Below are 25,560 nucleotides of genomic sequence, written 5' to 3' on the forward strand. Positions count from 1 at the left end.
CCGACACGACGGGTCGTCGTGCCCCCGACACGACGGGTCGTCGTGCCCCCGACACGACGGGTCGTGGTACCCCCGGCAGCACAACGAGCATGAGTGGCCCCGACCTGGCCGCGCACCCCGAAGGCCGTGGCCGCCCGTCCGCCACGCACGGCACTGTGGGTGACGACGCAACGGTGGTCGCGGCGTACGGCGTCGACGAGCCGGAGTTGGTGACCGGGGGCGGAGGGCCAGACGGGTTGCCTCCGACGGGCGGGACCGGGAGGTCGGCGCACACAGCGAGCACAGCCGACCGGTCCGGGAGCCCCGGCATCAGCGGTACCAGCCCACCGGGCAGCAGCGACGTCACCGAGGTCGCGATGACCGCCGAGGCGCCGCTCGCGTCGGACGGGGGCCGACGTCCGCCAACCCTCCCCCCAATCCATACCGCCCCCACTGAGATCTTGGAAGATCTCGGCCCCTCCAGGGGCGCTTACCTTCCAAGGTCCACGACTGACTCCGCCGGCGTCGCCGGGGCGAGTCCGAACCGGGGGGCGGCTCGGCACGGGCGGTCAGCTGTCGGCGAGGCGGACACGGGCTGGGGGTCGACCGATGGCGGGGGGACGGCGGCCGGCGGCGTGGCGGTGACCGGCGGGGGCCTGTGGCCGGCCCTTCCGGACGATCGGTCACGGTCGGGGCAGCGGGTTGGCGAGCGAGGTGGACAGGGCACCGGAAACCGGAACGGTCGGGCCGCGAGGGCCGGAGGTGTCGCCTGGAACGGCTCGGCGCAGCGCGATCCGGGCGTCGGGCGGGGGCCGGAGAGCATGGTGTTCCGGGCCGACGCCACGGCGCTCGACCCGTGGCCGGCACTGCCCGACGACACCGCGCTGTGGTCGGTCGCTGGCGCGGCGGTGGACACCGCCCAGCTGAACCGGCTCGATCGGGAACAGGCGGGTGACTGATGGAACGCGTCGCCTTCCTCATCGACTCCTCAGGCGTTCGGGTGGACTGCCTGCTCAACCCGGAGACCGTGCAGGTGACGCGGCTCGCCGGCGTACGGCAGCGGGGTGCCGGCGGCGGGCAGCTCACCGGGTCCGGTCTGGCCGACGATCCGCTGGTCTTCACCGGTGGTGGCCGTACCGAACTGGTGTTGGACCTACTCTTCGACGTCGACTTCGTGGAGGCGCAACTCCGTCCGGCCGACGTCCGGGTGCTCACCCGTCCGCTGTGGATGCTGGCCGAGAACTCCACTGCCGAGCATGGTTGGCTGCGACCGCCGTTGGTCCGGTTGGTCTGGGGAAAGACCTGGAACGTGCCGGGTGTGATCATCGCGGTGGCGGAACGGTTCGACGCGTTCACCGGCACCGGGTCGCCGCGACGGTCCTGGCTGCGGCTGAAGCTGGTCCGCGCCGCCGAGACGGCCGACCAGGCCGAGGCCGGCTTCGCCGAGGAGTTGGCCGCCGCGAGCACGCCGACCGCCGCGCCGGGCAGCGCGGTGATCGCCGCCGGTGACGGCGCTGCCGAGCCGGGTCGCTCCGGTGTGCGTTTCGACCTGCTGGCCAACGACGCGCTGGGTTCGCCGCTGCGCTGGCGGCTGCTGGCCGAACACAACCGGATCACCGATCCCCTCGCCGTGCCGGCCGGCACCACCCTCGCCGTCCCACCGACCGCCGGCGCGGGTTCGGTGACCGGGTTGGCGCGGGCGGTAGCGGGTGCGGTGGGCGCGGGAGCGTCGTACCTGGGCGCCTCGGTCGCCAGCGCGCCGTGGGATACGGCCACCGGCGCGGCTCCGAGCGGGTCCGGCAATCCCCGGGGTATGCCATGACCAGCGTCGCGCCCCGGGCGTTGATCGTCCTGCTCGACGGCGTCGAGCTGGTCGGTGCGGCTCGTCAGCGGGTCCGCTCACTGCGGGTGGCGGCCCGGCTCGACCAGCCCACCCAGGCCGAGCTGGTGCTCGCCACCACCGCCGGGACCGGCGCGTTCGACCCGGCGGTACGCCCCGGCACGGCCCTCGACGTACGGCTCGCCGACCACGCGGACGCCCTGTTCACCGGTGAGGTCACCTGCGTGGAGGTGGAGTACGCCGCCGACGGGGCGGCGGTGCTGCGGCTGCGGGCGTACGACCCGCTGCACCGGCTGCGCAAGCGGCAGGGGTTGCGGGTCTTCACCTCGGTGACCGCCGTCGATCTGGCCCGGGAGCTGTGCGGCGCGGTGGGGCTGGCGGTGACCGCCGAGGTCGACGGCCCTCGGTTGGAGCGGCTGCTCCAGCACCGGCACAGCGATCTGGAGCTGCTGCGCGAGGTGGCCGGCCGGGCCGGGCTGCACCTGGCCGCCGACGGTGACGGCCTGCGGCTGGTCACCCTCGCCGGCTACGGGGAGCCGGTCGCGTTGACGCTCGGCGCCGGGGTGCACACAGTGCGGCTGTCCACCAACACCGACCAGGCCAGCGGTGCCAGCGCGGCGCTGGGCTGGCACCCGCAGCGGGCCGAGGTGATCAGCCAGCAGGTCGACGAGGCGCGCTGCGGCCGACCCGCCGACGACCGCCCGGACCCGACCGACGTGGGTGCCGACGGCGTTCGCACCGCCGTGGACCAGCCCGGCCGCAGCGACGACGAGTTGGCGGCGCTGGCCCAGGCCCGGTTGGACACCCGGGCGGCGGCGCTGGCCACGGCCGAGGGGGTGGCCGAGGGCGATCCGGCACTACGGCCGGGGCGCCGCGTCGACCTCGGCGGGGTGCCCGACCCGGTCGCCGGGACGTACGTGCTGACCGAGGTGGTGCACACAGTGGACGGTAACGGGCACCTGACCCGCTTCTCCACGGTGCCGCCGGCCGCCCCGGCGACCCCGACCGGCGGGGCGGTGGTCACCCTCGGCAGCGTCACCGACGTCGCCGACCCGGACGGGCTGGGGCGGGTCCGGTTGACCCTGCCGGCGTACGGGGACCTGGACGTCGGCTGGCTCGCCGTGCTCTGCCCCGGGGCCGGACCGGGCAAGGGTCTGGTGGCGTTGCCCGATCCGGGTGACACCGTGCTGGTGGTGCTGCCCGGCGGCGAGCCGGCCTCGGGCATCGTGCTCGGTTCGCTGTTCGGCGCCGTCGAGCCGTACGACGCGGGCATCGACGACGGAAAGGCCCGCCGCTGGACGATGCGCACCGCCGGCGGGCAGTCGATCGTCGTTGACGACGTGCGGCGCAGTCTGCGGCTGGGCACCGAGGGCGGCAGCTTCCTGGAGCTGACCCCCGACCTGGCCATCCTGCACGCGGCGTCCGACCTGGTGATCTCCGCGCCCGGCCGGGCCATGGTGGTGCGCGCCCGCAGCGTGGACTTCCTGCACGCCGACTCGACCGAGGACCCGACCACCGCGGCGGAGCGGGCCCGTTCGCTCGCCCGCGCCCACCACGAAGGAGGCGGCTGATGCGCTGGATCCACCGTGACTCCGTGATCACCTGCGATCACGACGGCCGGGCCGAGAACCGACCCTCGCGGCAGTGGGTGACCGTCACCGGTGTGCCCGTGCTCGTCGACGACGACCCGGAGGGACGCACAATCGTTGCCTGCCCGAACTACGGCCCGACCATCAAGCCGTGCACGACGACGCTGACCGTCCGGGTCGGCTACAGCGACTGGGTCCGCGTCGACGGGCACCGGGTGGTGCTGTCGCACCTGGAGGGGTTCACCAACGGCACACCGCCAGGGCTGGTCAAGCACACGGTGCGCGACCCCCGCCAGCAGTTCCTGGGGGCGGACCGATGAGGGCCTTCCGCTTCGTCGGCGCCGGCTTCGACGCCGGCCGCACCGGCGGGTTGGCGCTCACCGCGGCCGGCGGCCTGGCGATGACCGAGGGCGACGAGAGCGTACGGCAGGCGCTGTTCCTGCTCCTGTCGACCACGCCGGGCGAGCGGTTGATGCGGCCCGGGTACGGCTCCCGGCTGCACCGGTTGGTCTTCGCGCCCAACGATGACACCACTGCCGGTCTGGCCATCCACTACGTCCGGCAGGCCATCGCCCGGTGGGAGCCCCGGGTCGAGGTGATCGACGTGGACGCCGGGCCGGACGCGGACGACGCGTGGCGGTTGGTGATCCGGTTGGACTACCGGGTGCGGGCCAGCCTGACCCCCGGGCAACTGGTCTTCTCCGTGGATCTGCTCCCGGTCGACGAGCCCGCCCAGGGAGGAGCGTCATGACGCTGCCCGTGCCGCATCTGGACGATCGCGGTTTCCTCGACCTGGTCACCGAGGCCCGGGAACGGATCCGCCAGTCCTGCCCGGCGTGGACCGACCTGTCCGCGCACGACCCCGGCATGGCGCTGGTGGAGACGTTCGCGCACCTCACCGAGGTGATGATCTACCGGTTGAACCAGTTGCCGGAGAAGGCGTACGTCTCGTTTCTGAACCTGCTCGGGGTCACCCGGCACGCGCCGACCGCGGCCTGGGCGGACGTCCGGTTCACCCGTACCGGCACCGATCGCGGTGCGGTCCGGATCCCGGCCGGGCTGCGGGTCGCCGCGGCCCGGGGCGCGGACCCTCGGCCGGTCGTGTTCGTCACCACCGAGCCGACGCTGCTGCCCGCCGACGAGACGTCGGTGACGGTACGGATGCACCACTGCGAACCGGTCGAAGCGGAGTTGCTCGGGGTGGGCACAGGCCAGCCGGGACAGGTGCTGCGCGCGACGCACGCGCCGCTGACACACACCGCCGAGGCGCTGGACCTGTTGCTCGGGGTGGAGGTGCCGGCCGGCACTGTCGAGCTGGGCGCGGCGGCCCGCGAGCACGACGGTCGCACGTTCGAGATCTGGCAGCCGGTGGACAGCTTCGCCGGGCTCGGTCCGCAGGCCAAGGCGTACCTGGTCGACCGCTGCTCCGGCACTGTCATCTTCGCCCCGGCCCTCGACCTGCGACCCACCGCCGGGGCGACCCACGGCGAGGCCACGGCCGACGCGGCCACGCCGACGAGCACCGTGCCGCCGGTGACCGTCGCGGCGGTGCCGCCGGCCGGACGGCAGATCCGGCTCTGGTACCGCGCCGGTGGCGGGCCCACCGGCAACGTGGCGGCGGGCACGCTGACCAGCCTGCGCGACCCACTACCCGGGGTACGCGTGGACAACCCCACCCCGGCGGCCGGCGGCCGGGAGATGGAGGCGCTGGAGTCCGTGCTGCTGCGCGGCCCGTACGAGTTCTTCGCCCAGCAGCGGGCGGTCACCGCCCGCGACTTCGAGGTCCTCGCGACCAGTTCCGGGGCGGTGGCGCGGGCGCGGGCGTTCACCCGCGCGGCGGTGTACAGCTTCGCCCGGCCGGGCGAGGTCGAGGTGGTGCTGGTGCCGTACGTGCCGGAGGCGGCCCGACCGGGCGGTCGGCTGCCGGTGGCGGTGCTGCGCGAGCACGAGGTGCCCGAGGCGCGCCACCGGGTCGAGGCGGACCTGGAGGAACGCCGGATGGTCGGCATCCGCTCCCGGGCCACCTGGGCGCGGTTCAAGGCGGTGTCCGTGCGGGCCCGGGTGGTGGTCCGCCGCGAGGAGGACGTGGACGCGGTCCGTCGCCGCATCCACGACCGGCTGCACCAGACGTTGAGTCCGCTGCCCACCGCGCTCAACCCGACCGGCTGGCCGTTCGGCGAGCCGCTGCGGGCGTCCAACGTGTACCGGCTGCTGGAGCACGCCGAGCCGGGGGTGCGCTACGTCGAGTCGGTGCGGTTCGTGGTCGACGAGGCCCCCGACGCCGACGTCCGGGCCCTGGCCGTGGACCAGTACCAGCCGCGCACCTGGTACGCCGGGCGCGGCCCGGTGCTGTTCCGCTCCAGCAACGGCGGCGCGGGCTGGGAACCGGCCGGTCGCTTCGACGACGAGACGGTGCTGCGGGTGGCACCCGCGCCCGCGCCGGTGCGACCGGGCATCGTCGCTCGTCCCGGCTCGGTGGCCGTGGTGACGCTGCGCGCCTCGGGCGGCTCCCGGGTGCACCTGAGCACCGACCTGGGCGAGACGTGGTCGCTGCTCACCGACCTGGACTCGCGGATCTCCGACGTGGCCTGGCTGGACCGCGACGGCGCGGGCGCGCTGCTGGTGGCCACCGACACCGGCCTGTACGAGGTGTCGCTGCTGCCCGGGGCGGTGCCGTTGCAGATCCTGGTCGACCCGTCCGACGCCGACCGGGGCTTCTACGCGGTCCGTACGTTCGTCTCCGAGCGGGGCGCGCCGGGGGTGGCGGTGGCCGCGCAGGCCAGCTTCGGGGTGTACCTGTCGACCAGCGGCGGCCGACCCGGCAGCTTCAACCACGTCGGTCTGGCCAACGTGGACAACCGGGTCCTCGCCGTGCAGTACGACGGCCCGGCCACCCTGCTGTGGAGCGGCGCCGGCGAACCGGACCCGAAGAAGCCCGGCCAGGGCTGCCACCGCACCCGGCTGTTCGAGTCCGACGTGAAGTGGCAGTCGATGCAGGCCGGGTGGCTCGGCGGCACCTGCCGGGACCTCGCGTTCACCGGCCAGCAGGCGGTGGCGGCCACGCAGAGCGGCGGGGTGCTGCGGCTGGACACCCTGGCCGCCCAGCCGCAGTGGCAGGCGGTGTCGGTCAACTGCGGGTTGCCGTTGCGGGACCGGACCCGGTTCGTGCCGGTCGACGCCATCGCGGTGAGCGGCCCGACGGCCGCCAGCACGACAGCCGGCGGCACCGGCGCGGCGGAGCGGTTGATCCTGGCCAGCGGCGAACGCGGCGTGCACCGCAGCGCCGACGCGGTCACCTGGACGCCCAGTGCCAACCAGGCCACCGCCGACGTGGTGACCGTCCCCGATACCTGGCTGCTCTGCTCCGGCGAGCACGACATCGAGGTGGTGCGCCAGGATGCGACGCTCGGCGATTGAGCGGCTGCTGCCCGCCGCCTACCAGCGGGCCTGCGTGCCGGGCAGCGTGCTCTGGGCGCTGCTGGACGTGATGGAGGGGCTGCACGCCCCGGACGAGGCGATCCTCGCCGAGGTGGACGCGCTGTTCGACCCGTACCGGGCGCCGGACGGGCTGGTCGTGCGGTTGACCCGCTGGGTGGCCATGGACCACGTGGTGGCCTCGCCCCGGCCGGACACCCCACTGCCGCTGCCGGTGGGTCGGCTGCGCGACCTGGTGGCCAACGCCGCGCTGCTGGCCCGCTGGCGCGGCACCCCGTACGGAATGCGCCGCGCCCTGGAGCTGGCCACCGGGATGTCGGGCTTCGCCATCGACGAGCCCGCCGAGCGGGCCTTCCACGTCGTGGTGCGGGTGCCGGTCGCCGCCGCCGGCCAGCTCGCCGTGATCACCCGCATCGTCGAGGCGGAGAAACCCGCCTCGGCCACTGTCGAGATCGTCCTGGAAGAGGAGTCGTCATGACCACCGAGTGGGCGGTCGTCGCCGCCGCCGAGCAGTTCACCCTCGACCCGCGCAACAGCGGCGAGCTGACCTTCACCGTCTCCAACCCGGGCAACGCGCCGGACACAGTGGTGTTCGACGTGGCACCCGGTGACGGCTCCCAGCGGGCGTGGTTCACCGTCGCCGAACCCCAACGGGTGGTGCCCGGCCAGGGCTCGGTGTCGTTCCTGGTCAAGCTCGCCGTGCCGGCCGGCACCCCGCCCCGCCGCTACGACATGACCGGGTTCGCGTACTCGGCGAACACCGCGCCGGAGGAGAGTTCCCGCTCCAGCGGCCGGGTCACGTACGAGGTGCGGGCGGTCGCGCCGCCACGGCGTACCCCGTGGTTGTGGATCGCCGCCGCGGCGGCGTTGGTGCTGGTGGTGGTCGCCGTGGGGGTGGTGTTGCTGACCCGCGACGGCGAGCCGGCCCCCGGCGAGCCGCGGGTGGTCACCGTGGAGGCGGAGAGCCTGGTGGAGGGTGCGGTGATCAAGTCGCCGCAGAACAGCAAGGCGGCCGTGGGCGCGCAGCCCAACTGCTGTGGGGTGACCTGGTCCGGGGACAAGCAACTCTTCTTCACGGGGCTGGCGATCGGCGATCAGGTCACCGTGACGGTGCAGATCCCGGCCGACGGCACCTGGCGTTTCGCCGCGGTACGCACCACGGCCCTCGACTACGCCAACACCGTCTTCGCCATCGACGGCAACCAGGTCGGCGGCACGTTCCTCGGCTTCACGCCGACGGTGCGCAAGACGGAGTTCCTGGACGTCGGCACGGTCCGGCTCGCCAAGGGCCCCCACCAGGTGACGCTGCTGGTGGTCGGCAAGACGCAGGGCACGAACTCCTACTTCGCCGGGGTGGACACGATCCGGTTCACCGAGATCGTGGCGCAGGCCGTGGCGCGATGAGTGGTCGGCAGAAGGCCCTGCTGGGGTTGCTCACCGTCCTGCTGGTGGCGCTCTTCGTCGTCGCGGTCGGGGCGGGCCGCGACGACCGGGGTGATCCGGGGGCCCGGCACGGGTTCGTCGACCGGTTGGGCGCGCTGGGTGGCGAGCGTTCCGCTGTGGATCCGGCGACGGTCAGCGCCGACTGCGCCGACGAGACGGGTCGGCTGGCGTTCTCCGGCAGCTGCGTGGTGCGGGTCGCGGACCCCGGCGGGCTGCGCACCCTGGTGCTGCGCAGCGCGGCGCGGTTCACGGTCGTCGCTCCGGCACCCGGCGACGCCGACCTCACCATTCGCGACGAGGTCGAGCCGGCGGCGGACGGCACCGGCGCGGTGGCGAAGATCGCCGTCGACCAGGCCACCGAGGTGGGCCTGGTCTGCCCCGGCCTGGGCGGCTGCACGGTCGCCGTGGCCACGTCCTGACCCGGACTGAGAGGAAGGTGCCGCCGTGGGTGATCTGCGCAAGCCGTTCCTGCTGCTGGCCATGCTCGCCATCGTCCTGGCGATCGGGGTGGAACTCGGCGCCGGGCTGCTGCTCGGCGGCGGCGACGCCGGTGCGGCCCTCGCGGACAGCGCCGGCGCGTTGGACGTGGAGATCGACGACGTGTCCGGTGTCAGCGAACCGTCCGGCCGGGGCACCGGCTACCTGGCGTTGATCGACGCGGTGGCGGTCTGGAGCACCGGGCTGTTCTGCCTGGGCCTGCTGCTGCCCGAGCGCGTGCAGGGTCGGGTGCAGGGCGTCGCCAGTCTGATCTTCTCGATCATCCTGATCATCGTCGGGCTGATCGCGCTGGTCGTCGCGTTCGTGGAGCTGTCCATCATGGTGTCGCTGTTCCTGGCCGTCCCGTTCGGCACCCTGGCGTACCTGGCGCTGTGGGGGTTCTTCCCGGTCGGCGAGGCCGCGGTGCTGCTCGGGCTGGTGCTGCTGCTCAAGCTGGTGTGGGCCGGGATGCTGGTGCTGGCCCAGCCGCGCTTCCTGCAGAACAAGGGCCTCGTCCTGCTGATCCTCACCACCCTGCTGTGCACGGTCGTGCTGGAGTTCCTGCACAACCTGGTGCCGGTGATCCTGGTCAGCATCGTCGACGACGTGGCGGCGCTGATCTTCGCGATCATCGCGATCATCTGGGGGCTGGTGCTGTTGATCGGCTCCATCCCGGCGATCGTCAAGGCCATCCGAGTCACCGCCGCCCTACCGACCCGTTGACGCCACCACCAGCCCCTCGCTCCGTTGATCATGAAGTTGTTGCCATGACACGCCGGGCGGACTGGCAACAACCTCATGATCAACGGCGGGGTGTCCGGGGGCCGGAGCCTGGACGGGGATCAGGTTGTCGGGTCGGACAGGTCCAGCACGGCGATCGCCTCCCGGGTGTAGGCCTCCAGCTCGTCGAACCACTGGGGATAGGACCCCCGCCGGCTGAAGAAGCGGATCGTCGCGCCCTGGAGGGCGAAGTCCTCGTCATCCACGTCGACGTGGATGGCGACCGCGGCCAGGAGCGTCTCCGAGCCCGGCAGGCCACGCGCCGCCGCCAGCATCCGGCGGGCGAAGTACAGCCCACGCGACGCCGCCCTGGGGAGGAACTCGGTTTTCTCCCTACCCAGGTCGTCAAGAGACACGTGGACGTCGTTTATCTCGTACTCGCCCTCCCCGAGCGCCTCCGCCGGGATGTCGTGCATGCGCTTCGGCCGATGCGCCACGAGGAGGAGCGCGCCGCTCGGTTCCACCGTCCAGCCCGCGTCGAGCGTGTCCTGGTCCAACTCGGGAACCGTCGGCTGGTCGGCGGCGAAGGCCGCGCTGCCGAGCAGCCTCCGCATGGCGGCGTTGGTCCTCATCGCACTCGTGGAACCCCCGTGGACGTGACTGACTCGACTCATCCGGGACGGTACGGCACCGTCGCGACCAGTGCCGCTACGACGTCCCGGTCGAGGGTTCCGTCGACCACCCACACCCGGTAGCTGCCGTGCCGGCTCCCACCGGCCGGCACCACCGCCGGGCGGTCGAACGCGAACGCCACACAGACTCCCGGATACATCCCGGTCCGCACGAACCACCGGTCGTCGCGGCCTAGGCCCGCGAAGACCAGGGTGTACGCCCCGCCGCCCGACCCGACGCCGCTCAGCGCGAGCCACGGCGCCGCGCTGCCGTTGACCGTCTCCTCCCCGGCCGCGTCGGCGGTGAACACCGCCGGTTCGCCGTCGGCGGCGGCCCGCCAGAAGAACCCGCCATAGCCGGCCCCGCCCGGGCGGCCGTTGGTGGCCGGGCTACCCAGCCGGATCTCCCGGTCGTCCGGGGCGACGAGAACGGACTCCACATCGAGCCGCCAGGCGTCCGGCGCGACCACCGACGCGGTGAGCCACCTCCGCTCGGTCAGCAGCACCCCGCCGGCCCGGTCGCGCCACTGGAGATCGTGCGCGTACCGGCCCGGGGACCGTTCCACCTCGCCGGTGTGCGCGATGACGCCGTGGTCGTCCCGCCAGGTGTAGCCGATGTCGCGGACGTAGGTGCGCCCGCCCCAGAGGTTGCTGCCGTCGACGTCCTGCACCGCGAGGGACGCGCCGAGGTGCCACACGTGATCGGCGGGAAGCGCGTCGGTGACCACAGTTCCGCCGAGCGTGCGGACCGGGTGCAGGTACGGTCGGGGCCCGTGCCGCGCGTCCAACGCCGGGTCGAGCACGTACTCGGCCACCTCCGCGGCCCCGACCGTCAGCCGCACCGGCTCCCCGCTCACGGCATCTCCCGGCGGCCGGCGACGGCGACCGGGACCGGCCGGCGGGCGTTGGGGTCGGCTGGTCTCTGCCCGCCGCCCACGACGGCAGCCGTGATCGGTCGGCGGACGGTGACGGCGTGCAGGGCGGCCACTGTGTAGCCGGCGAGGATCGGCACCGCGACCGGGGTGACCAGGACGGTGAGCAGCCCGGCCAGTGCGACGACCCCGGTGAGCGCCGCCCAACGGGTGGGCGCGTCGAGGCAGGCGCGGGCGGCGGCGCGGGCCGAGGCCCGCCACTGCCCGCCCCCGTTGCCGCCCACCTCGACGACGACCAGCCCGGCGTAACCGGCCAGGCCGGCCGCGATCAGCGCCGTCACGAGCAGCGCGGCCGTGCCGCCCGGCACCCGGCCGGTGGCCAGCGCCGCCAGGTCGGCGACGAGCAGCGCGACGCCGGCGAGCGCGAGCAGGCTGACCGGCACACCGGGCAGCACCGAGCGGCCGAACCGGCGCACCGTCGTGCGCGCCGACGGCCAACTGCCGGTACGCGTCCAGTCGTGCACCGCCGCGCTGGCCGTGCCCGCCGCCGCGGCGGCGGTGAGCAGGGGCACCGCCGCCAGGGTCAACAGGATGCCCAGCAGTGCCAGGTCGGCGGCGTCACGGGCGACGTCGCGCCAGTCCCGCCGCCCGCCGGTGTCGGCGGGTTCAGCCCTTGATGCCACTGGTGTTGATCCCTTCGACGAGCATCCGCTGGAACGCGACGAAGAACAGGAAGACCGGCAGCAGCGACAGCACCGACATGGCGAACATCGGGCCGACCGCGCTCTGGCTGGTCGAGTCGATGAACAGGGTCAGCGCGACCGGAACGGTGTAGTCCTCCAGTTGGGACAGGAAGACCAGTTGGCGGAAGAAGTCGTTCCAGGTCCAGATGAACGAGAAGATCGCCGTGGTGACCAGCGCCGGGCGGCTCAGCGGCAGGATGATGTGGCGGAAGATGCCGAACGGGCCGGCGCCGTCGATGCGGGCCGCCTCGTCCAGCTCCCGGGGAACGCCCCGCATGAACTGCACCATGAGGAAGACGAAGAACGCCTCGGTGGCCAGGAACTGCGGGATGAGCAGCGGCAGGTAGGGCCAGTCACCGCCGACAAGCCCGAGCGTGCGGAACAGGATGTACTGCGGAACGATCAGCACGTGCTGGGGCAGCAGCAGTGTGCCGATCATGACGGCGAACCACATGCCGCGCAGCCGGAACCGCAGCCGGGCGAAGGCGTACGCGGCCAGCAGGCAGGAGAGCCCGTTGCCGACGACGGTGAGCAGGCTGACCATCGCGCTGTTGAGGAAGAACCGGCCGAAGCTGACGTCGAAGTTGGACCACCCGGCGGTGTAGTTGCCCGGGGTGAAACGCTCGGGCAACAGCCCGACGTTGTTGACGATCTCCTCCTGGGACTTCAGCGAGGTGCCCACCATCCAGATCAGCGGGTAGAGCACCACGACGACGATCGCCACCAGGATCACCAGCCGCAGCACGGGCCGTCCGCCGGGCCGTCGGCGCGCGGTCGGCGGCGCTGCGGTCGGCGCTGCGGTCGTCGGGGTCACCGTCACCATCACCGGTCCTCCCCGTCGGAGTAGTGCACCCAAAACCGTCCGGTGCTGAAGAAGATCGCGGTGATGACCGCGATGGCGAGCAGGAACACCCAGGCCATCGCCGAGGCGTAGCCCATGTTGAGGTCGGTGAAGCCGGTGATGTAGAGGTTCAGCGTGTACATCAGGGTGGAGTCGACCGGGCCGCCGGTGCCGTTGCTGAGCACGAACGCGGCGGTGAAGCCCTGGAAGCCGTTGATGGTCTCCAGCACCAGGTTGAAGAAGATGACCGGGGAGAGCATCGGCAGGGTGACGTTGCGGAACTGGCGGAACCGGCCGGCCCCGTCGACCGACGCGGCCTCGTACAGCTCGGTCGGCACCTGCTTGAGCCCGGCCAGGAAGATCACCATCGGTGCGCCGAACTGCCAGATGGCCAGCACCATCAGTGTTTCCAGGGCCCAGTCGGGGTCGTTGACCCACGGTTTGCCGGTGATGCCGAAGAGGCTCAGCAGCGAGTTGAACGCGCCGTCGCGGTTGAACATGTTGACCCAGACGATGGCCAGCGCGACACTGCCGCCGAGCAGGGACGGCAGGTAGAACAACCCGCGGAACAGCCCGACGCCGCGCCAGGCGCGGTTGAGCAGCAGCGCCACGCCAAGCGCCGCGGCCAGCTTCAGCGGTACGGCGATCAGCGCGAAGGTCAGTGTGACCCGCACCGCGTGCCAGTACGACGGGTCGGCGGTGAACATCCGTTCGTAGTTGGCCAGCCCCACCCACTCCACCTCGGAGAACGGGGTGAGGATGTCGTAGTTGGTGAAGCTCAGGTAGAGCGACAGCAGCATGGGGATTGCCGTGACACCCATCAGGCCGATGAGCCACGGCGACAGGAAGACGTACCCCGCCAGACCTTCGCTGTGCCGGAAGCGCCCGGGCCCACGCCTCTCAGCGTGGGCCCGGTCGGATCCCGGGCCGCGTCGGGTCGGGTCGGGTGCCGTGGTCAACGCCACGAACAGCTCCTCTCCTCGCGATGGGTCTGTGTCGAAGTCCCCGGTCGAGCCGAGGCGGAGTCCAGGCGGCGGTCCGGCAAGGCGGAGATTGGTCCGGATACCGGTGTTGTATCCGGACCAATCTCCAACGCGGCCGGTCGTTGCCTGGGCCCGCCGCAGGCCGGCCAGGGACTTCGACACAGACCCTGGACGGCGTCAGGCGATGGCGGACTTGCACGCCTCGATGAACTGGGCGGCGGCCTCGGCGGTGGTGGCCCGGCCGTACTGCGCGTTCTCGGCAGCCTTGATCAGCTCGGAACGCACCTTGCTGTGTCCCTTGATCGGCACCTGCGGTGACTTGCCGAACTTCTGGGTCAGCTCCGCCTCGACGGCGATGGACTGCTTCATGGCCGGGTCGGTGGTGTCGTCGCTGACCACGCGGCGCAGATCCTGGTTGGACGGCAGACCGCGGTCGGTGCCGAGCAGCTTGACCGCCTCCTGGTCGTTGTTCAAAAAGTTGATCACGTCGACCGCGACGTCCTTGTTCTTGCTGCCCTTGAACACCGACCAGTACATCGAGGCCCGGGCCCACTGCGCGCTCGGGTCACCGGGGTAGGCGATCACGCCCAGCTCGTCCTTGGTGTTCTTCTTCAGGTCCGGCATCTGGTTGGCCCAGACCCAGGAGGTGGCCGACTTGCCGGTGACCACCAGCTGCTTGGTGATGTCGCTGGAGTTGCCCTCGTGGATGACGTCGGCGGTCGGGGTGGCCTTGCGGTCCCGGGCGCCCTTCCACAGGTCGAACCACTTGGTCACGTCCTCGGCGGTGAAGCCCAGCTCGGAGCCCTTGTAGAGGTCCTTGCCCTGCTGCCGGAGCCAGACCCAGAACGCCTTGTAGTCGGCGCTCGGGTCCTGGGTGCCGGGCACCTTGGTCTTGGCGGTGACCTGCTCGGCCCAGGCGATGTGCTCCTCCCACGACATTCCGGTGGTCGGCTCGGGCAGGTTGTTCTTGGTCAACAGCGTCTTGTTGTAGACCAGGCCCTGGGTGTTCTCCCCGGCGGCCAGACCGGCGAGCTTGCCGTCGACCACGCCGTACTGCCAGAGGCTCTCGGGGAACTTGGAGGTGTCCAGCTTTCCGGACTTCTGGTACGAGGTCAGGTCCAGCGTGGTGTTGCGGGCCGCGTACTCGGCCAGGTAGTTGTCGTCGATCTGGAACAGGTCCGGCGGGTTGCCGCCGGCGGTGAGCGTGGCCAGCTTGTCGAAGTAGCCCTGGTTGGCCTGCCAGGTCTTCTCGAACGTCACGTTCGGGTGCTTCTTGGTGTAGAGGGCCAGGGCGTCCTCGGTCAGCTTGGCCCGGGCGTCGCCGCCCCACCAGAAGATGGAGAGCTTGACCGGGGCGTTCGGGTCGGCCGCGCCGCCGTCGTCGTCTCCGCAGGCGGCGGCGCCGAACATCAGCGGTGCGGCGACCGTCACGGCGAGCAGGCCACGCAGCAGGCGCCGCCGAGGCAGCGGGGTACGGTGGGCGCGCCCGACGGGCGCGTCAGTGGTGGGGGGCGTTGCGGGGTGCATGTGCGCTCACTCCTCGGCATTAGGAGGCGACGGCGTCACCGGTGGCCGCAGTCGGGATGCCCGGGCCCGCAGGGCAATGCGGGCCCGGGCCACGTGGTGCGGCCAGGGGACGTGCCGGTCGGGCGTACGGGCCCGGGCCGGTCGAGTCGCGGATGACCAGGTCGGTCTGGAGCATTACCTGTGCGGTGGTACGACGGACGCCGAGCGCCGTGCCGGAACCGGACCCCCGCGCACCGCGCGGTGACTCGATGTCCTGTTGCAGCAGCATGTCGACGGCCGTCCGGCCGGCGGCCCCGGTGGGTGTGGCCACCGTCGTCAGTTTGGGGCGGGTCAGCCGGCTCAGGGTGATGTCGTCGACCCCGACGACGCTCACCTCCTGCGGCACCCGGACCCCGAGCGCGTCCAGCCCCTCGATCAGGCCGATCGCCATCAGGTCGTTGTAGGCGAGCACTGCCGACACACCACTGCGTCGCACCTGCTCGGCGACTGCGGAGCCGCCGACCTCGGTGGGCGCGTTGGGACCGAGCATGGTCAGCTCCGCGCCACCGGCTCGGGCGGCGGCGCCGGCGGCACGGCGCATCTCCCGGTTGGTCCACGAGCTGCGCGGGCCGCCGAGCAGCGCGATGCTGCGGTGCCCCAGGCCGACCAGGTGCTCGATCGCCGAGCGGGCGCCCTGCCCGACGTCCATCAGCACGCAGGGCAGGCCGGTCACCTGGCGGTTCACCACGACCAGTGGCACCTCGCGGCTGAGCTGCTCGATCAGGCTGTTGCTCATCCGAGGGCTGCACAGCAGCACCCCGTCCACCTGCTTGGCCAGCGCGTGGACCAGTTCTTCCTCGGCGGTCGGGTCCTCGTTGGTGTCGGCCACGAAGACGTGGTAGTCGCGGTGCCGGGCCTGACTCTCCGCCGCCTTGATCAGCGGCGGGAAGAACGGGTTAGCGATGTCCGCGATGATCAGCCCGATGTTGTGCGTCCGCCCGGTGATCAGGGCCCGGGCGGCGCGGTTCGGCCGATAGCCCAGATCCTCCGCGCAGGCCAGCACCCGGACCCGGGTCTCCGGGTTGACCAGGTGTGGAGCGGAGAAGGTGCGGGACACGGTGGAGATGTGCACACCGGACGCCCGGGCGACGTCCCGGATGGTGACTGGCACGGCGGCCCCTTCGTCCGATGTGGTGGCGGTCACGCAGGTGTGGCCCATTAATGCAAACGGTTGCGCCAGTGTCAACGGTCAATGATTACGGCTTTGTTGCACCCACGCTCCCCTTGGTCACCAGCCACCCCCCAAACGCTGACAAATGACGCCGATCCCGCTGTCGTCGTTGACGCGAACGGATCGATCGTGATTACTTCATTGCAAACCTTTGCAGCACCACGGGAGGCGACCGCATGTCACCGAGAGCCGCCGGGCGAGTCCGGTACGCCGTCGTGGGCACCGGCGCGCGGGCCGAGATGTTCGTCCGGGCGCTGGTGCTCGACCACGCCGACACCACCGAACTGGTCGCCTTCGCCGACGTCAACCAGGCCCGGATGGACGCGCACAACCGCTGGCTGGGCGAGCTGGGTCACCGCCCGGTGCCCACGTACCCGGCCGGTGACTTCGCGGCAATGCTGGACAAGGAGCGCGTCGACGTCGTCCTTGTCACCAGCGTGGACGTCACCCACGACGAGTACGTGGTGGCCGCGCTGCGCGCCGGCCGGGAGGTCGTCACCGAGAAACCGATGACAGTGGACGTGACCCGCTGCCGGCGGATCCTGGACACGGTCACCGAGACCGGTGGGCGGGTGACGGTCGCCTTCAACTACCGCTACAACCCGCTGCACGAACAGGTTCGCCGGCTGCTCGCCGAGGGCGCGGTCGGCGAGATCGGCTCGGTGCACTTCGAGTGGTTGCTCGACGTCCGCCACGGCGCCGACTACTTTCGCCGCTGGCACCGCGACAAGGCCACCTCCGGCGGGCTGATGGTGCACAAGGCCAGCCACCACTTCGACCTGGTCAACTGGTGGCTGGCGGCCACGCCCGTCGAGGTGTACGCGGCCGGCCGACTCTTCTTCTACGGAGAGGACGGTCGCCGGCACGGCTACGCCCGCGACTACGACCGGGCGTACGGCTCCCCCGCCGCCGCCGACGACCCGTTCGCGCTGCGGCTGGACGCGCACCCCCGGCTGCGCGAGCTGTACCTCGACGCCGAGGCCGAGGACGGCTACCAGCGCGACCGCAACGTCTTCGCGCCCGGGGTGAGCATCGAGGACGACATGGCGGTGCTGGCCCGCTACTCCACCGGCGCCACCATGACCTACCACCTCACCGCGTACGCGCCCTGGGAGGGCTACCGGGTGATGGTCAACGGCAGCCGGGGCCGACTGGAGCTGGACGTGGCCGAGAACGACTTCGTCGACCGGGGCACCGCCGGCGCGGTCAAGGGCGCCGCCCTGCACGGTGCCGAGGCGCCGGCCGAGGGCGGTGGTGCGACGCTTACCCTGCGCCCGTTCTGGGCCCCGCCCCGGCAGATCCCGGTGGAGGGTCGCAGTCGGCACGGGCACGGCGGCGCGGACGCCCGGATGACCGGGGTGCTCCTCGGCGGTCAACCCGACCCGTTGGGCCGCGCCGCGACCGCGGACGACGGCGCGTTGGCACTGCTCACCGGTCTGGCCGCCAACCGGTCCTTCGAGACCGGCCAACCCGTTCGCGTCGCCGACCTGCTCACCCCCCGCTGACACAGGAGACGAGGAGCCCCACTCCGTGCCCACGTTCGACCACACCGACCTGCTCCTGCCGCCCGAGCCGGGCCAGCGCGCCCTGGCCCGGGAGCTGTACGCCCTGGCGGCGGAGCAACCCATCATCTCGCCGCACGGGCACGTCGACCCGGCCCTGCTCGCCGAGGACCGACCCTTCCCGGACCCGGCGCAGCTGCTCATCGTGCCCGACCACTACCTGACCCGGATGCTGCTCAGTCAGGGCGTACCCCCAGCGGATCTGGGGGTGCCCACCCGCGACGGCAGCCCGGTGGAGACCGACGGCCGGGTGATCTGGCAACGCTTCGCCGCGCACTGGCACCTGTTCCGGGGCACCCCGTCGCGACTCTGGCTGGAGCAGACCTTCCGCACCGTGTTCGGGGTGCACACGCCGCTTCACCCGAGCACCGCCGACACCGTCTACGACGAGATCGCGGCCCGGCTCGCCGAGCCGGACTTCCGGCCGCGGGCGCTGTTCGAGCGGTTCAACATCGAGGTCCTCGCCACCACCGAGTCGCCGCTGGACGACCTCGCGCAACACGCCAAGCTCGCCGCCGACGGGTGGGGCGGGCCGGGCGGCCGGGTGGTCACCACGTTCCGCCCGGACGACGTGGTGGACATGGAGTTCGAGGGCTGGTCGACCAACGTGGACCGTCTCGGCGACCGGGCCGGTGAGGACACCGGCACGTACGCCGGCTACCTGGCCGCGCTGCGGGCCCGACGCGCCGCGTTCATCGCCGCCGGCGCCACCTCCTCCGACCACGGCCACCCCACCGCGCGCACCCTGGACCTGACCCCGGCCGAGGCCGAGCGGCTCTACGACCGGGGCCGGCGCGGCGAGGCCGACGCCGCCGACGCGGAGGCGTTCCGGGCGCACATGCTCATGGAGTTCGCCCGGATGTCGCTCGACGACGGCCTGGTCATGCAGCTGCACCCCGGCGCGGTGCGCAACCACAACCGGTGGCTGCACGCCCGGCACGGCCGCGACGTCGGCGGCGACATCCCGCAGGCCACCGAGTACGTGCACGCGCTCGCCCCGCTGCTGGAGCGCTACGGCAACGACCCCCGGCTGCGACTGGTGCTCTACACCCTCGACGAGGACACCTTCACCCGCGAGTTGGCACCCCTCGCGGGCGGGTACGCCGCGCTGCTGCTCGGCGCGCCCTGGTGGTTCCTGGACTCCCCGGAGGTGCTGCGCCGGTTCCGGGAGACGGTGACCGAGAGCGCCGGCTTCTACAACACCACCGGGTTCGTCGACGACACCCGGGCGTTCTGCTCCATCCCGGTACGCCACGACGTGGCCCGCCGGGTGGACGCCGGCTTCCTGGCCCGGCTCGTCGCCGAGCACCGGCTGCCGATGGACGAGGCCGCCGAGACCATCGTCGACCTGGCGTACCGGCTGCCCAAGCGGGTCTTCAACTTCGGAGGACAGGCTCAATGACCGTCACCATCACCTCCGTCGAGGTGCACGACGTGCGGTTCCCCACCGCCGCCCGGGGCGACGGCTCCGACGCGATCAACCGGGGTGACTACTCGGCGACGTACGTGGAGCTGGGCACCGACGCCGGCCCGACCGGCGCCGGGTTCACCTTCACCAACGGCCGGGGCAACGAGATCACCTGCGCGGCGGTGCGCGCCCTGGCCCACCACGTCCAGGGGCGCACCATCGAGGAGATCACGGCCGAGCCGGTGGCGTTCTGGCGCTCGCTCAGCGCCGACGTGCAGCTGCGCTGGTTGGGCCCGGAGAAGGGCGTCATCCACATGGCGACCGGCGCGCTGGTCAACGCGGTGTGGGACCTGCGGGCCACAGTGGCCGGCAAGCCGATGTGGCGCTTCCTCGCCGACCTGCCGACCGACGATCTCGTGGCCAGCGTCGACTTCAAGCACATCACCGACGCGCTCACCCCCGACGAGGCGGCCGCCATCCTCGACAAGGGGCGCGACGGGCTGGCCGACCGGTTGGCCACCCTCGAACGTGACGGTTTCCCGTCGTACACCACCTCGGTCGGGTGGCTCGGCTACCCCGACGACAAGGTGCGGGCGCTGACCCGGCAGGCGTACGCCGACGGCTGGCGGGCGATGAAGATGAAGGTCGGCGGCCCGCTCGCCGACGATCTTCGGCGGGCCCGGATCATCCGGGAGGAGATCGGCCCGGACGCGCTGCTGATGATGGACGCCAACCAGGTCTGGGACGTCGACGAGGCGATCACCGCGATGACGGCGCTGGCCGAGGTGGACCCGTACTGGATCGAGGAGCCCACCCACGCCGACGACATCCTCGGGCACGCTCGGATCGCCCGCGCGGTGACCGAGTTGACCGCCGGCCGCTGCCGGGTGGCCACCGGGGAGGTGGCCGCCAACCGAGTGGTCTTCAAACAGCTGCTCCAGGCCGAGGCGATCGGGGTGATGCAGGTCGACGCCTGCCGGGTCGGCGGCGTCAACGAGGTCCTGGCCGAGCTGCTGCTGGCGGCGAAGTTCGGCGTGCCGGTCTGCCCGCACGCTGGCGGCGTGGGCCTCTGCGAGTACGTCCAGCACCTGGCGATCTTCGACTACCTGCGGGTGGGCACCGGTCTGGACGGTCGGATGATCGAGTACGTCGACCATCTGCACGAACACTTCGTCGATCCGGTGCGGACCCGAGGTGGCCGCTATCTACTGCCCGAACGGCCCGGTTACAGCGCCACCATGAAGCCCGCGTCGATCGCCGAGTTCCGCTTCCCGGGCGGTCCGGCATGGCGGTGACCGTCGGCTCCCGGCTCGGCCTGGGCATGCTGCGCCGGCTGCCCGCCGAGGCCCGCCCGCTGATCCGGCCGGGCACCGTGCCGACCGGCGTCGTACACCTGGGGTTGGGCGCGTTCCACCGGGCCCACCAGGCCGTCTTCACCGAGGCGGCGGTCGGCGCCGCCGGCGGTGACTGGGGCATCGTGGCCGTTGCCCCACGCAGCACCGCAGTGGTGGAGGCGATCGCCGCGCAGGACAACCTGTTCAGCGTCAGCGCCCTCTCCGCAGCCGGCAGCTCCACCCGGGTGGTGGGCGCCCTGAGCGGTGTCCGGCACGCGCCCAGCGACCCGGACGCCGTGGTGGCGCTGCTCGCCGACCCGGCGGTCCGCGTGGTGACCCTGACCGTCACCGAGAAGGCGTACCAACTCGACCCGGTGACCGGCCGGCTGTCCCCGGACTCGGCGCTCGCCGCGGACCTGGCCGGCGGCGGACCGCCGACCACGGTGCCGGGGCTGCTGCTGCGCGGGCTGGCCGCCCGGGCCGCCGCGGACGCCGGGCCGGTGGCTCTGGTGAGCTGCGACAACCTGCCGGCCAACGGTCGACGACTGCGCGGCATGCTCGACCAGGCGGTCAGCCGGGCCGACGCGGTGCCCACCGGGCTGGTCGAGTGGGTGGCCGGCAACGTCACCTGCCCGGGCACCATGGTGGACCGGATCGTGCCGGCCAGCACCCCGGAGACGATCGAGGCGGCCCGGCGGGCGCTCGGCGTGACCGACCTGGCCGCGGTGGCCGCCGAGCCCTACGCGCAGTGGGTGATCGAGGACGATTTCCCCGGCGGTCGGCCCGGCTGGGAGTTCGCCGGGGCGGTGCTCACCGACGACGCCGGCCCGTGGGAGCGGTTGAAGCTGCGCGCCCTCAACGGGGTGCACTCCGCCATCGCGTACCTCGGAGCCCTGGCCGGTCGGGAGACGATCGCCGACGCGCTGGAGATCCCGCACCTGCGTGAGGTGCTGCGCCGGCTGATCGCCGAGGACGTGGCGGCCAGCTTCACCCCACCGGACGGGGTGCGGGTGGTCGACTACGGCGAGCAGGCCCTCGCCCGTTTCGGTAACCCGGCGATCCACCACCGCACCCTCCAGGTGGCGATCGACGGCTCCCAGAAGCTGCCGCAGCGCGTCCTGCACACCATCGCCGACCTGCGCGCGACCGGGCGGTCCGCGCGCTGGGGCGCTCTGGTCGTGGCGTCCTGGTTGCGCTTCGCGCTGGGGTACGCCGACGACGGCCGGCCGTTGCCGCTCCAGGACCCACTGGCCGGGCCGATCCGGGCCGCGCTGGACGCCGGAGTGCAGAGCCCGGCGGGCGCTGTCGACGCGGTCTTCGCGCTGCGCGACGTCATCCCGGTGGAGGTGGCCGAGGACGACGAGGTCCGCGCCGACGTGATCGCCTGGCTCACCGCGTTGGAACGGCACGGCGTCGAGGCCACCCTGGCCGGTGCCCGGTGACCGGGTCGACCCGGACCGGTCGGCGGTGAACGGGACAACCCCGCCGCCCCGGGTGGCGGTGATCGGGGCGAACGGGCACGGCCGCTGGCACCGGCGGGTGATCGCGCCCCTGCACGCCGCCGGTCGGCTGCGGTTGGTCGCCCTGGTCGACGTCCGGCCGGTGGAGGACGACCCGGCCGCCCCGGTGCCGCCCGGGGTGGCGGTGTTCACCGACCATCGGGCGATGCTCGCCGCCACCCGCCCGGAGGTGGTGGTGATCTGCACGCCGCCGCACACCCACCTGGCGATCGCCCGCGACGCCCTGGCCACCGGCGCGGACCTGCTGCTGGAGAAGCCGCCGGTGCTGTCGTTGGCCGAGCACGAGGAGTTGACCTGGGCCCTCACCGCCGCCGGCCGGGTGGCCCAGGTCGGCTTCCAGGCGCTCGGCTCGGCGGCCCTCACCGCGCTGACCGACGCGCTGGCCGCCGGCCGGCTGGGCACTGTCACCGGCATCTCCACCATCGCCGCCTGGCAACGGCCGGACGCCTACTACGCCCGCTCCCCCTGGGCCGGTCGACGGAGTGTGGACGGCCGACCGGTGCTGGACGGCGCGCTCGCCAACCCGCTCGCGCACGCGGTGATGCAGTGCCTGGCGATCGCCGAGGCGCTCGCCGGGGCGACGCCGTGGCCGGTCGCGATCGAGGTGGAACGCTACCGGGTCCGGCCGATCGAGGTGGAGGACACCGCCGTGCTGCGGGTCCGGTTCCGCGCCGGGCCGCCGGTGCTGGTGGCGGTGACCCTGGCCGCCGAGGAGTTCGTGGCGGGCGAGGTGGTGGTGACCGGTACGACGGGGCAGGCGGTGCTGGAGTACCCGACCGACCGGTTGCGCCTGCCCGGGGACGTGGTGACCCGCCGGGTGCCGGGGCGGCTGGGGCTGCTGGAGAACCTGCTCGCCCACCGGGTCGACCCGGTGGGCGTGCCACTGATCGCACCGCTGGCCCGTACCGCACCGTTCACCGCGCTGCTGGACGCGTTGCGGCCCGCGCCGGAGCCCCGGCTGCTCGACGGCGAGCTGGTGACCACCCTGGGCGAGGGCGGGGAGCGGGTCCGCCACCTGCGGGGCGTCGTCGACGTGTTGCGCCGGTCGGCCGAGCGGGGGGCGCTGCCGAGCGAACTGGGGGTGCCGTGGGCGTCCGGCGCGTACCGCGCCGAGCTGGCCGGATAGCGGCAGACACCTACCTGGGACGGACCTCCACCACCAACGAATGGAGTGAGTCGATGCGCAGAATCCTCGGCGGCGCCACAGTGGTCGCCCTTCTTCTCGGCGCCGCCCCGGCCGCCGCCGCTGCCCGTCCGGACGTCCCGTCCGCCGACCGGCTCTCCTGGTTGGCCGACCACCTCGGCCGGCAGACGCTGCCCGAGCGGGACGGTTGGGCGGCCGACGGCCCCGGCACCACCGGCGGCTCGGCGGCCACCCCGGAGCGGACCCGGGTGGTCCACGACCGGGCGGAGCTGGTCGCCGCGCTGGGCGGCGACAACGCCGGCAACGCCGCCGACGCCACCCCGAAGCTCATCTACGTCGACGGTGCCATCGATGGCTTCGAAGGACCCGGCGGCACGCCGCTGAGCTGCGCCGACCTGGCCGACCCGGCCTACCGGTTGGACGCCTACCTGGCCGCGTACGACCCGGCGGTGTGGGGACGGGTGCCACCGAGCGGGCCGCTGGAGGATGCTCGGGTGCGCTCGGTGACCAACCAGACCCGGCAGACCCAGATCAACGTCGGGCCGAACACCACGATCGTCGGGCTGCGCGGCGCTCGACTGACCGGCCTCACGCTCATGATCGACCGGGCGTCGAACGTCATCGTCCGCAATCTGACCCTCGTCGACGCCCGGGACTGCTTCCCCGCCTGGTCGCCGACCGACGGCGAGGCAGGCAACTGGAACAGCCAGTACGACCAGATCTCGGTACGCCGCAGCGAGAACGTCTGGGTCGACCACAACACCTTCACCGACGGCGACAACCCGGACAGCGCCCAGCCGGTGTACTTCGGTCGGCCGTACCAGGTGCACGACGGGTCGCTGGACGTCACACACACCGCCAGCCTGGTCACCGCCTCCTGGAACCGCTTCACCGGTCGGGACAAGCTGATGTTGATCGGCTCGTCCAACACCGTCGGCCCGGACGTGGGCCGGCTGAGGGTCACAGTGCACCACAACCTCTTCGACGGCGTCCTGCAACGGCTGCCCCGGGTGCGTTTCGGTCAGGTCGACGTCTACAACAACCACTACCGACTCGGTGGGGACGACTTCCAGTACGCGCTCGGCGTCGGTGTCCAGTCGGCGATCTACGCGCAGAACAACTTCTTCACACTGGACGCGGCCGTCGACCCGGCGGACCTGCTCTACGACTGGGGCGGCACCGCGTTGACCGAGCGAGGCTCCTGGGTCCGCCAGGGCGGCGGCGCGGCCCGACCGGTCGACCTGCTGGCGGCGTACAACGCGACCCATGACCCCGACCTGGCCTCGGACGCGGGCTGGACGCCCACCCTGCGCCGCGACCCCGTGCTGCCGGCGCCGCTGGTCCCCCTCCTGGTGGGCCCGCTCGCCGGCGCCGATCGGCTGCCGATCTGACGGCTCGCCGCGCCCGCGACTCGCGGTCGGGTCGGCGACGTACGGGCTCATCGATGTGGTGAAGATCGGCTATAAGTGACGCATGGACTTCCCGCCGCACCTGGGCAGCATGCCGATGCACGCGATCACCGAGATCCACGGCGAACCGGGCCTGCTGGAACGTTTCCGGTTGGAGGTCCAGCAGTTCGACGACGCCGCCCGGGCGCGGTTGACCGCCGCGCTCGACCTCGCCGCCGAACTGCACCGCGACGATCGACGCGTCCGCGAGCCGTACCTGAACCACCTGCTGCGGGTGGCGATCAGGCTGATGCACCACTACCAGGTGCGGGACGTGGACGTGATCGTCGCCGGTCTGCTGCACGACGCGGTGGAGGACCATCCGGTCGAGCTGGCCGACGGCGACCCGGGCACCGACCCGACCGGGGCGGCGCTGGCCGCGCTCGCCGCGCGGTTCGGGCCACGGGTGGCCACCCTGGTCGCCGCGGTCACCAATCCGGTGTACGACCCCGAGCGGGACCGCAACGCGCAGTACCGGGAGCATCTGGCGGTCAGTCTGGACCGGGAGCCCTGGGCCCGGGTGATCAAGGTGTCGGACTTCACCGACAACGGGGTGGGCGTGATCCACACGGTCGGGCCGAAGGTGATCTCGTCGGCCCGGAAGTACCGGCCGCTGGTGCCGCTGTTCCGGGACCTGATCGGCCGGCCGGACACCCCGTTGTCGCCCGCTGTGAAGCGGCACATCTTCGGCCAGCTTGACCTCGCCGAGGAGCGGTTCAGCGCCATCCTGGACCAGCCCGCCCCGAACTGACCTGTCCCCGGATCACCCGACCGGGTTCCGTGACAAGTTCTCAGATCTGCCGGGAAGCCTCGG

General features: G+C 72.6%; 24 protein-coding genes. 17 read left to right on the forward strand and 7 right to left on the reverse strand.

Annotation, left to right across the window (positions count from 1 at the left end; genetic code table 11):
• Positions 1-800: 800 nt before the first annotated feature.
• The 10 genes from GA0070561_RS33540 to GA0070561_RS09575 are packed head-to-tail and all read left to right on the forward strand — an operon-like array spanning position 801 to position 9,486.
• The gene (locus tag GA0070561_RS33540) at positions 801-938 is read left to right on the forward strand and encodes a hypothetical protein (protein ID WP_167362367.1); all 138 of its coding nucleotides are present in this window, start codon (positions 801-803) and stop codon (positions 936-938) included.
• Positions 938-1,801, forward strand: coding sequence for a CIS tube protein (locus GA0070561_RS09535; protein WP_091398490.1), 864 nt, complete (start codon positions 938-940; stop codon positions 1,799-1,801). Before GA0070561_RS33540 ends, GA0070561_RS09535 begins: the two co-directional genes overlap by 1 nt.
• Positions 1,798-3,390, forward strand: coding sequence for a contractile injection system protein, VgrG/Pvc8 family (locus GA0070561_RS09540; RefSeq protein ID WP_091398493.1), 1,593 nt, complete (start codon positions 1,798-1,800; stop codon positions 3,388-3,390). Before GA0070561_RS09535 ends, GA0070561_RS09540 begins: the two co-directional genes overlap by 4 nt.
• The gene (locus GA0070561_RS09545; RefSeq protein WP_091398496.1) at positions 3,390-3,728 is read left to right on the forward strand and encodes a hypothetical protein; all 339 of its coding nucleotides are present in this window, start codon (positions 3,390-3,392) and stop codon (positions 3,726-3,728) included. Before GA0070561_RS09540 ends, GA0070561_RS09545 begins: the two co-directional genes overlap by 1 nt.
• Entirely contained in the window at positions 3,725-4,159 is a 435-nt protein-coding gene (locus tag GA0070561_RS09550) for a GPW/gp25 family protein (protein ID WP_091398499.1), read from the forward strand. The genes GA0070561_RS09545 and GA0070561_RS09550 overlap by 4 nt, the downstream gene beginning before the upstream one ends.
• The gene (locus tag GA0070561_RS09555) at positions 4,156-6,825 is read left to right on the forward strand and encodes a putative baseplate assembly protein (RefSeq protein WP_091398502.1); all 2,670 of its coding nucleotides are present in this window, start codon (positions 4,156-4,158) and stop codon (positions 6,823-6,825) included. The genes GA0070561_RS09550 and GA0070561_RS09555 overlap by 4 nt, the downstream gene beginning before the upstream one ends.
• Positions 6,806-7,321, forward strand: a complete 516-nt coding sequence (locus tag GA0070561_RS09560; RefSeq protein ID WP_091398506.1) for a phage tail protein — start codon at positions 6,806-6,808, stop codon at positions 7,319-7,321. The genes GA0070561_RS09555 and GA0070561_RS09560 overlap by 20 nt, the downstream gene beginning before the upstream one ends.
• Positions 7,318-8,247: a hypothetical protein gene (locus GA0070561_RS09565; protein WP_091398509.1), complete on the forward strand. Its 930-nt coding sequence runs from the start codon at positions 7,318-7,320 to the stop codon at positions 8,245-8,247. Before GA0070561_RS09560 ends, GA0070561_RS09565 begins: the two co-directional genes overlap by 4 nt.
• The gene (locus GA0070561_RS09570) at positions 8,244-8,705 is read left to right on the forward strand and encodes a hypothetical protein (protein ID WP_091398511.1); all 462 of its coding nucleotides are present in this window, start codon (positions 8,244-8,246) and stop codon (positions 8,703-8,705) included. The genes GA0070561_RS09565 and GA0070561_RS09570 overlap by 4 nt, the downstream gene beginning before the upstream one ends.
• 25 nt (positions 8,706-8,730) lie before the next feature.
• Positions 8,731-9,486, forward strand: coding sequence for a hypothetical protein (locus GA0070561_RS09575; RefSeq protein WP_091398514.1), 756 nt, complete (start codon positions 8,731-8,733; stop codon positions 9,484-9,486).
• 119 nt (positions 9,487-9,605) lie between these two features.
• Here GA0070561_RS09575 and GA0070561_RS09580 read toward each other — a convergent pair whose 3' ends face one another.
• From GA0070561_RS09580 to GA0070561_RS09610, 7 genes are all read right to left on the reverse strand, one after another.
• Positions 9,606-10,115 carry a hypothetical protein gene (locus GA0070561_RS09580; RefSeq protein ID WP_091398517.1) on the reverse strand — a complete coding sequence of 170 codons (510 nt, stop codon included), beginning with the start codon at positions 10,113-10,115 and terminating at the stop codon, positions 9,606-9,608.
• A 38-nt stretch (positions 10,116-10,153) separates the two neighbouring features.
• Positions 10,154-11,011 carry a DUF6807 domain-containing protein gene (locus GA0070561_RS09585; RefSeq protein ID WP_091398520.1) on the reverse strand — a complete coding sequence of 286 codons (858 nt, stop codon included), beginning with the start codon at positions 11,009-11,011 and terminating at the stop codon, positions 10,154-10,156.
• Complete coding sequence (locus tag GA0070561_RS09590; RefSeq protein WP_208603721.1) at positions 11,008-11,709, reverse strand: hypothetical protein; 702 nt, start codon at positions 11,707-11,709, stop codon at positions 11,008-11,010. The genes GA0070561_RS09585 and GA0070561_RS09590 overlap by 4 nt, the downstream gene beginning before the upstream one ends.
• A complete protein-coding gene (locus GA0070561_RS09595; RefSeq protein ID WP_091398521.1) occupies positions 11,693-12,592 on the reverse strand; it encodes a carbohydrate ABC transporter permease in 900 nt (299 codons plus the stop codon). Before GA0070561_RS09595 ends, GA0070561_RS09590 begins: the two co-directional genes overlap by 17 nt.
• Positions 12,592-13,575, reverse strand: a complete 984-nt coding sequence (locus tag GA0070561_RS09600) for a carbohydrate ABC transporter permease (protein WP_091398524.1) — start codon at positions 13,573-13,575, stop codon at positions 12,592-12,594. Before GA0070561_RS09600 ends, GA0070561_RS09595 begins: the two co-directional genes overlap by 1 nt.
• Positions 13,576-13,770: 195 nt before the next feature.
• Positions 13,771-15,120, reverse strand: coding sequence for an ABC transporter substrate-binding protein (locus GA0070561_RS09605; RefSeq protein WP_091398527.1), 1,350 nt, complete (start codon positions 15,118-15,120; stop codon positions 13,771-13,773).
• A 19-nt stretch (positions 15,121-15,139) separates the two neighbouring features.
• A complete protein-coding gene (locus GA0070561_RS09610) occupies positions 15,140-16,270 on the reverse strand; it encodes a LacI family DNA-binding transcriptional regulator (protein WP_091400107.1) in 1,131 nt (376 codons plus the stop codon).
• 236 nt (positions 16,271-16,506) lie between these two features.
• Between GA0070561_RS09610 and GA0070561_RS09615 the strand changes: the two genes are divergently transcribed.
• The 7 genes from GA0070561_RS09615 (at position 16,507) to GA0070561_RS09645 (ending at position 25,497) form a co-directional block, all read left to right on the forward strand.
• Positions 16,507-17,835, forward strand: a complete 1,329-nt coding sequence (locus GA0070561_RS09615; RefSeq protein ID WP_091398531.1) for a Gfo/Idh/MocA family protein — start codon at positions 16,507-16,509, stop codon at positions 17,833-17,835.
• Between the two features lie 25 nt (positions 17,836-17,860).
• Positions 17,861-19,294: a glucuronate isomerase gene (gene uxaC / locus GA0070561_RS09620; protein WP_091398534.1), complete on the forward strand. Its 1,434-nt coding sequence runs from the start codon at positions 17,861-17,863 to the stop codon at positions 19,292-19,294.
• Positions 19,291-20,595, forward strand: a complete 1,305-nt coding sequence (locus tag GA0070561_RS09625; protein ID WP_091398538.1) for an enolase C-terminal domain-like protein — start codon at positions 19,291-19,293, stop codon at positions 20,593-20,595. The genes uxaC and GA0070561_RS09625 overlap by 4 nt, the downstream gene beginning before the upstream one ends.
• Positions 20,586-22,076: a mannitol dehydrogenase family protein gene (locus GA0070561_RS09630; protein ID WP_091398542.1), complete on the forward strand. Its 1,491-nt coding sequence runs from the start codon at positions 20,586-20,588 to the stop codon at positions 22,074-22,076. The genes GA0070561_RS09625 and GA0070561_RS09630 overlap by 10 nt, the downstream gene beginning before the upstream one ends.
• Positions 22,066-23,280 carry a Gfo/Idh/MocA family protein gene (locus GA0070561_RS09635; protein WP_244166132.1) on the forward strand — a complete coding sequence of 405 codons (1,215 nt, stop codon included), beginning with the start codon at positions 22,066-22,068 and terminating at the stop codon, positions 23,278-23,280. The genes GA0070561_RS09630 and GA0070561_RS09635 overlap by 11 nt, the downstream gene beginning before the upstream one ends.
• 53 nt (positions 23,281-23,333) lie before the next feature.
• Positions 23,334-24,689 (forward strand): pectate lyase family protein, encoded by a 1,356-nt coding sequence (locus GA0070561_RS09640; RefSeq protein ID WP_091398546.1) that lies wholly within the window; start codon positions 23,334-23,336, stop codon positions 24,687-24,689.
• An 82-nt stretch (positions 24,690-24,771) separates the two neighbouring features.
• A complete protein-coding gene (locus GA0070561_RS09645; RefSeq protein ID WP_091398550.1) occupies positions 24,772-25,497 on the forward strand; it encodes an HD domain-containing protein in 726 nt (241 codons plus the stop codon).
• Positions 25,498-25,560 lie beyond the last annotated feature (63 nt).

This window comes from Micromonospora saelicesensis, assembly GCF_900091575.1.
GTDB lineage: Bacteria > Actinomycetota > Actinomycetes > Mycobacteriales > Micromonosporaceae > Micromonospora > Micromonospora saelicesensis.

What these genes read in the sequence shown, in the direction of transcription:
- GA0070561_RS09580 (WP_091398517.1), bottom strand. Translation starts at nt 10,115, where the DNA reads ATGAGGACCAACGCCGCCATGCGGAGGCTGCTCGGCAGCGCGGCCTTC.
- GA0070561_RS33540 (WP_167362367.1), top strand. Translation starts at nt 801, where the DNA reads ATGGTGTTCCGGGCCGACGCCACGGCGCTCGACCCGTGGCCGGCACTG.
- GA0070561_RS09595 (WP_091398521.1), bottom strand. Translation starts at nt 12,592, where the DNA reads ATGGTGACGGTGACCCCGACGACCGCAGCGCCGACCGCAGCGCCGCCG.
- GA0070561_RS09615 (WP_091398531.1), top strand. Translation starts at nt 16,507, where the DNA reads ATGTCACCGAGAGCCGCCGGGCGAGTCCGGTACGCCGTCGTGGGCACC.
- GA0070561_RS09560 (WP_091398506.1), top strand. Translation starts at nt 6,806, where the DNA reads ATGCGACGCTCGGCGATTGAGCGGCTGCTGCCCGCCGCCTACCAGCGG.
- GA0070561_RS09645 (WP_091398550.1), top strand. Translation starts at nt 24,772, where the DNA reads ATGGACTTCCCGCCGCACCTGGGCAGCATGCCGATGCACGCGATCACC.
- GA0070561_RS09640 (WP_091398546.1), top strand. Translation starts at nt 23,334, where the DNA reads ATGCGCAGAATCCTCGGCGGCGCCACAGTGGTCGCCCTTCTTCTCGGC.
- GA0070561_RS09570 (WP_091398511.1), top strand. Translation starts at nt 8,244, where the DNA reads ATGAGTGGTCGGCAGAAGGCCCTGCTGGGGTTGCTCACCGTCCTGCTG.
- GA0070561_RS09550 (WP_091398499.1), top strand. Translation starts at nt 3,725, where the DNA reads ATGAGGGCCTTCCGCTTCGTCGGCGCCGGCTTCGACGCCGGCCGCACC.
- GA0070561_RS09605 (WP_091398527.1), bottom strand. Translation starts at nt 15,120, where the DNA reads ATGCACCCCGCAACGCCCCCCACCACTGACGCGCCCGTCGGGCGCGCC.
- GA0070561_RS09535 (WP_091398490.1), top strand. Translation starts at nt 938, where the DNA reads ATGGAACGCGTCGCCTTCCTCATCGACTCCTCAGGCGTTCGGGTGGAC.
- GA0070561_RS09630 (WP_091398542.1), top strand. Translation starts at nt 20,586, where the DNA reads ATGGCGGTGACCGTCGGCTCCCGGCTCGGCCTGGGCATGCTGCGCCGG.
- GA0070561_RS09555 (WP_091398502.1), top strand. Translation starts at nt 4,156, where the DNA reads ATGACGCTGCCCGTGCCGCATCTGGACGATCGCGGTTTCCTCGACCTG.
- GA0070561_RS09565 (WP_091398509.1), top strand. Translation starts at nt 7,318, where the DNA reads ATGACCACCGAGTGGGCGGTCGTCGCCGCCGCCGAGCAGTTCACCCTC.
- GA0070561_RS09625 (WP_091398538.1), top strand. Translation starts at nt 19,291, where the DNA reads ATGACCGTCACCATCACCTCCGTCGAGGTGCACGACGTGCGGTTCCCC.
- GA0070561_RS09540 (WP_091398493.1), top strand. Translation starts at nt 1,798, where the DNA reads ATGACCAGCGTCGCGCCCCGGGCGTTGATCGTCCTGCTCGACGGCGTC.
- GA0070561_RS09545 (WP_091398496.1), top strand. Translation starts at nt 3,390, where the DNA reads ATGCGCTGGATCCACCGTGACTCCGTGATCACCTGCGATCACGACGGC.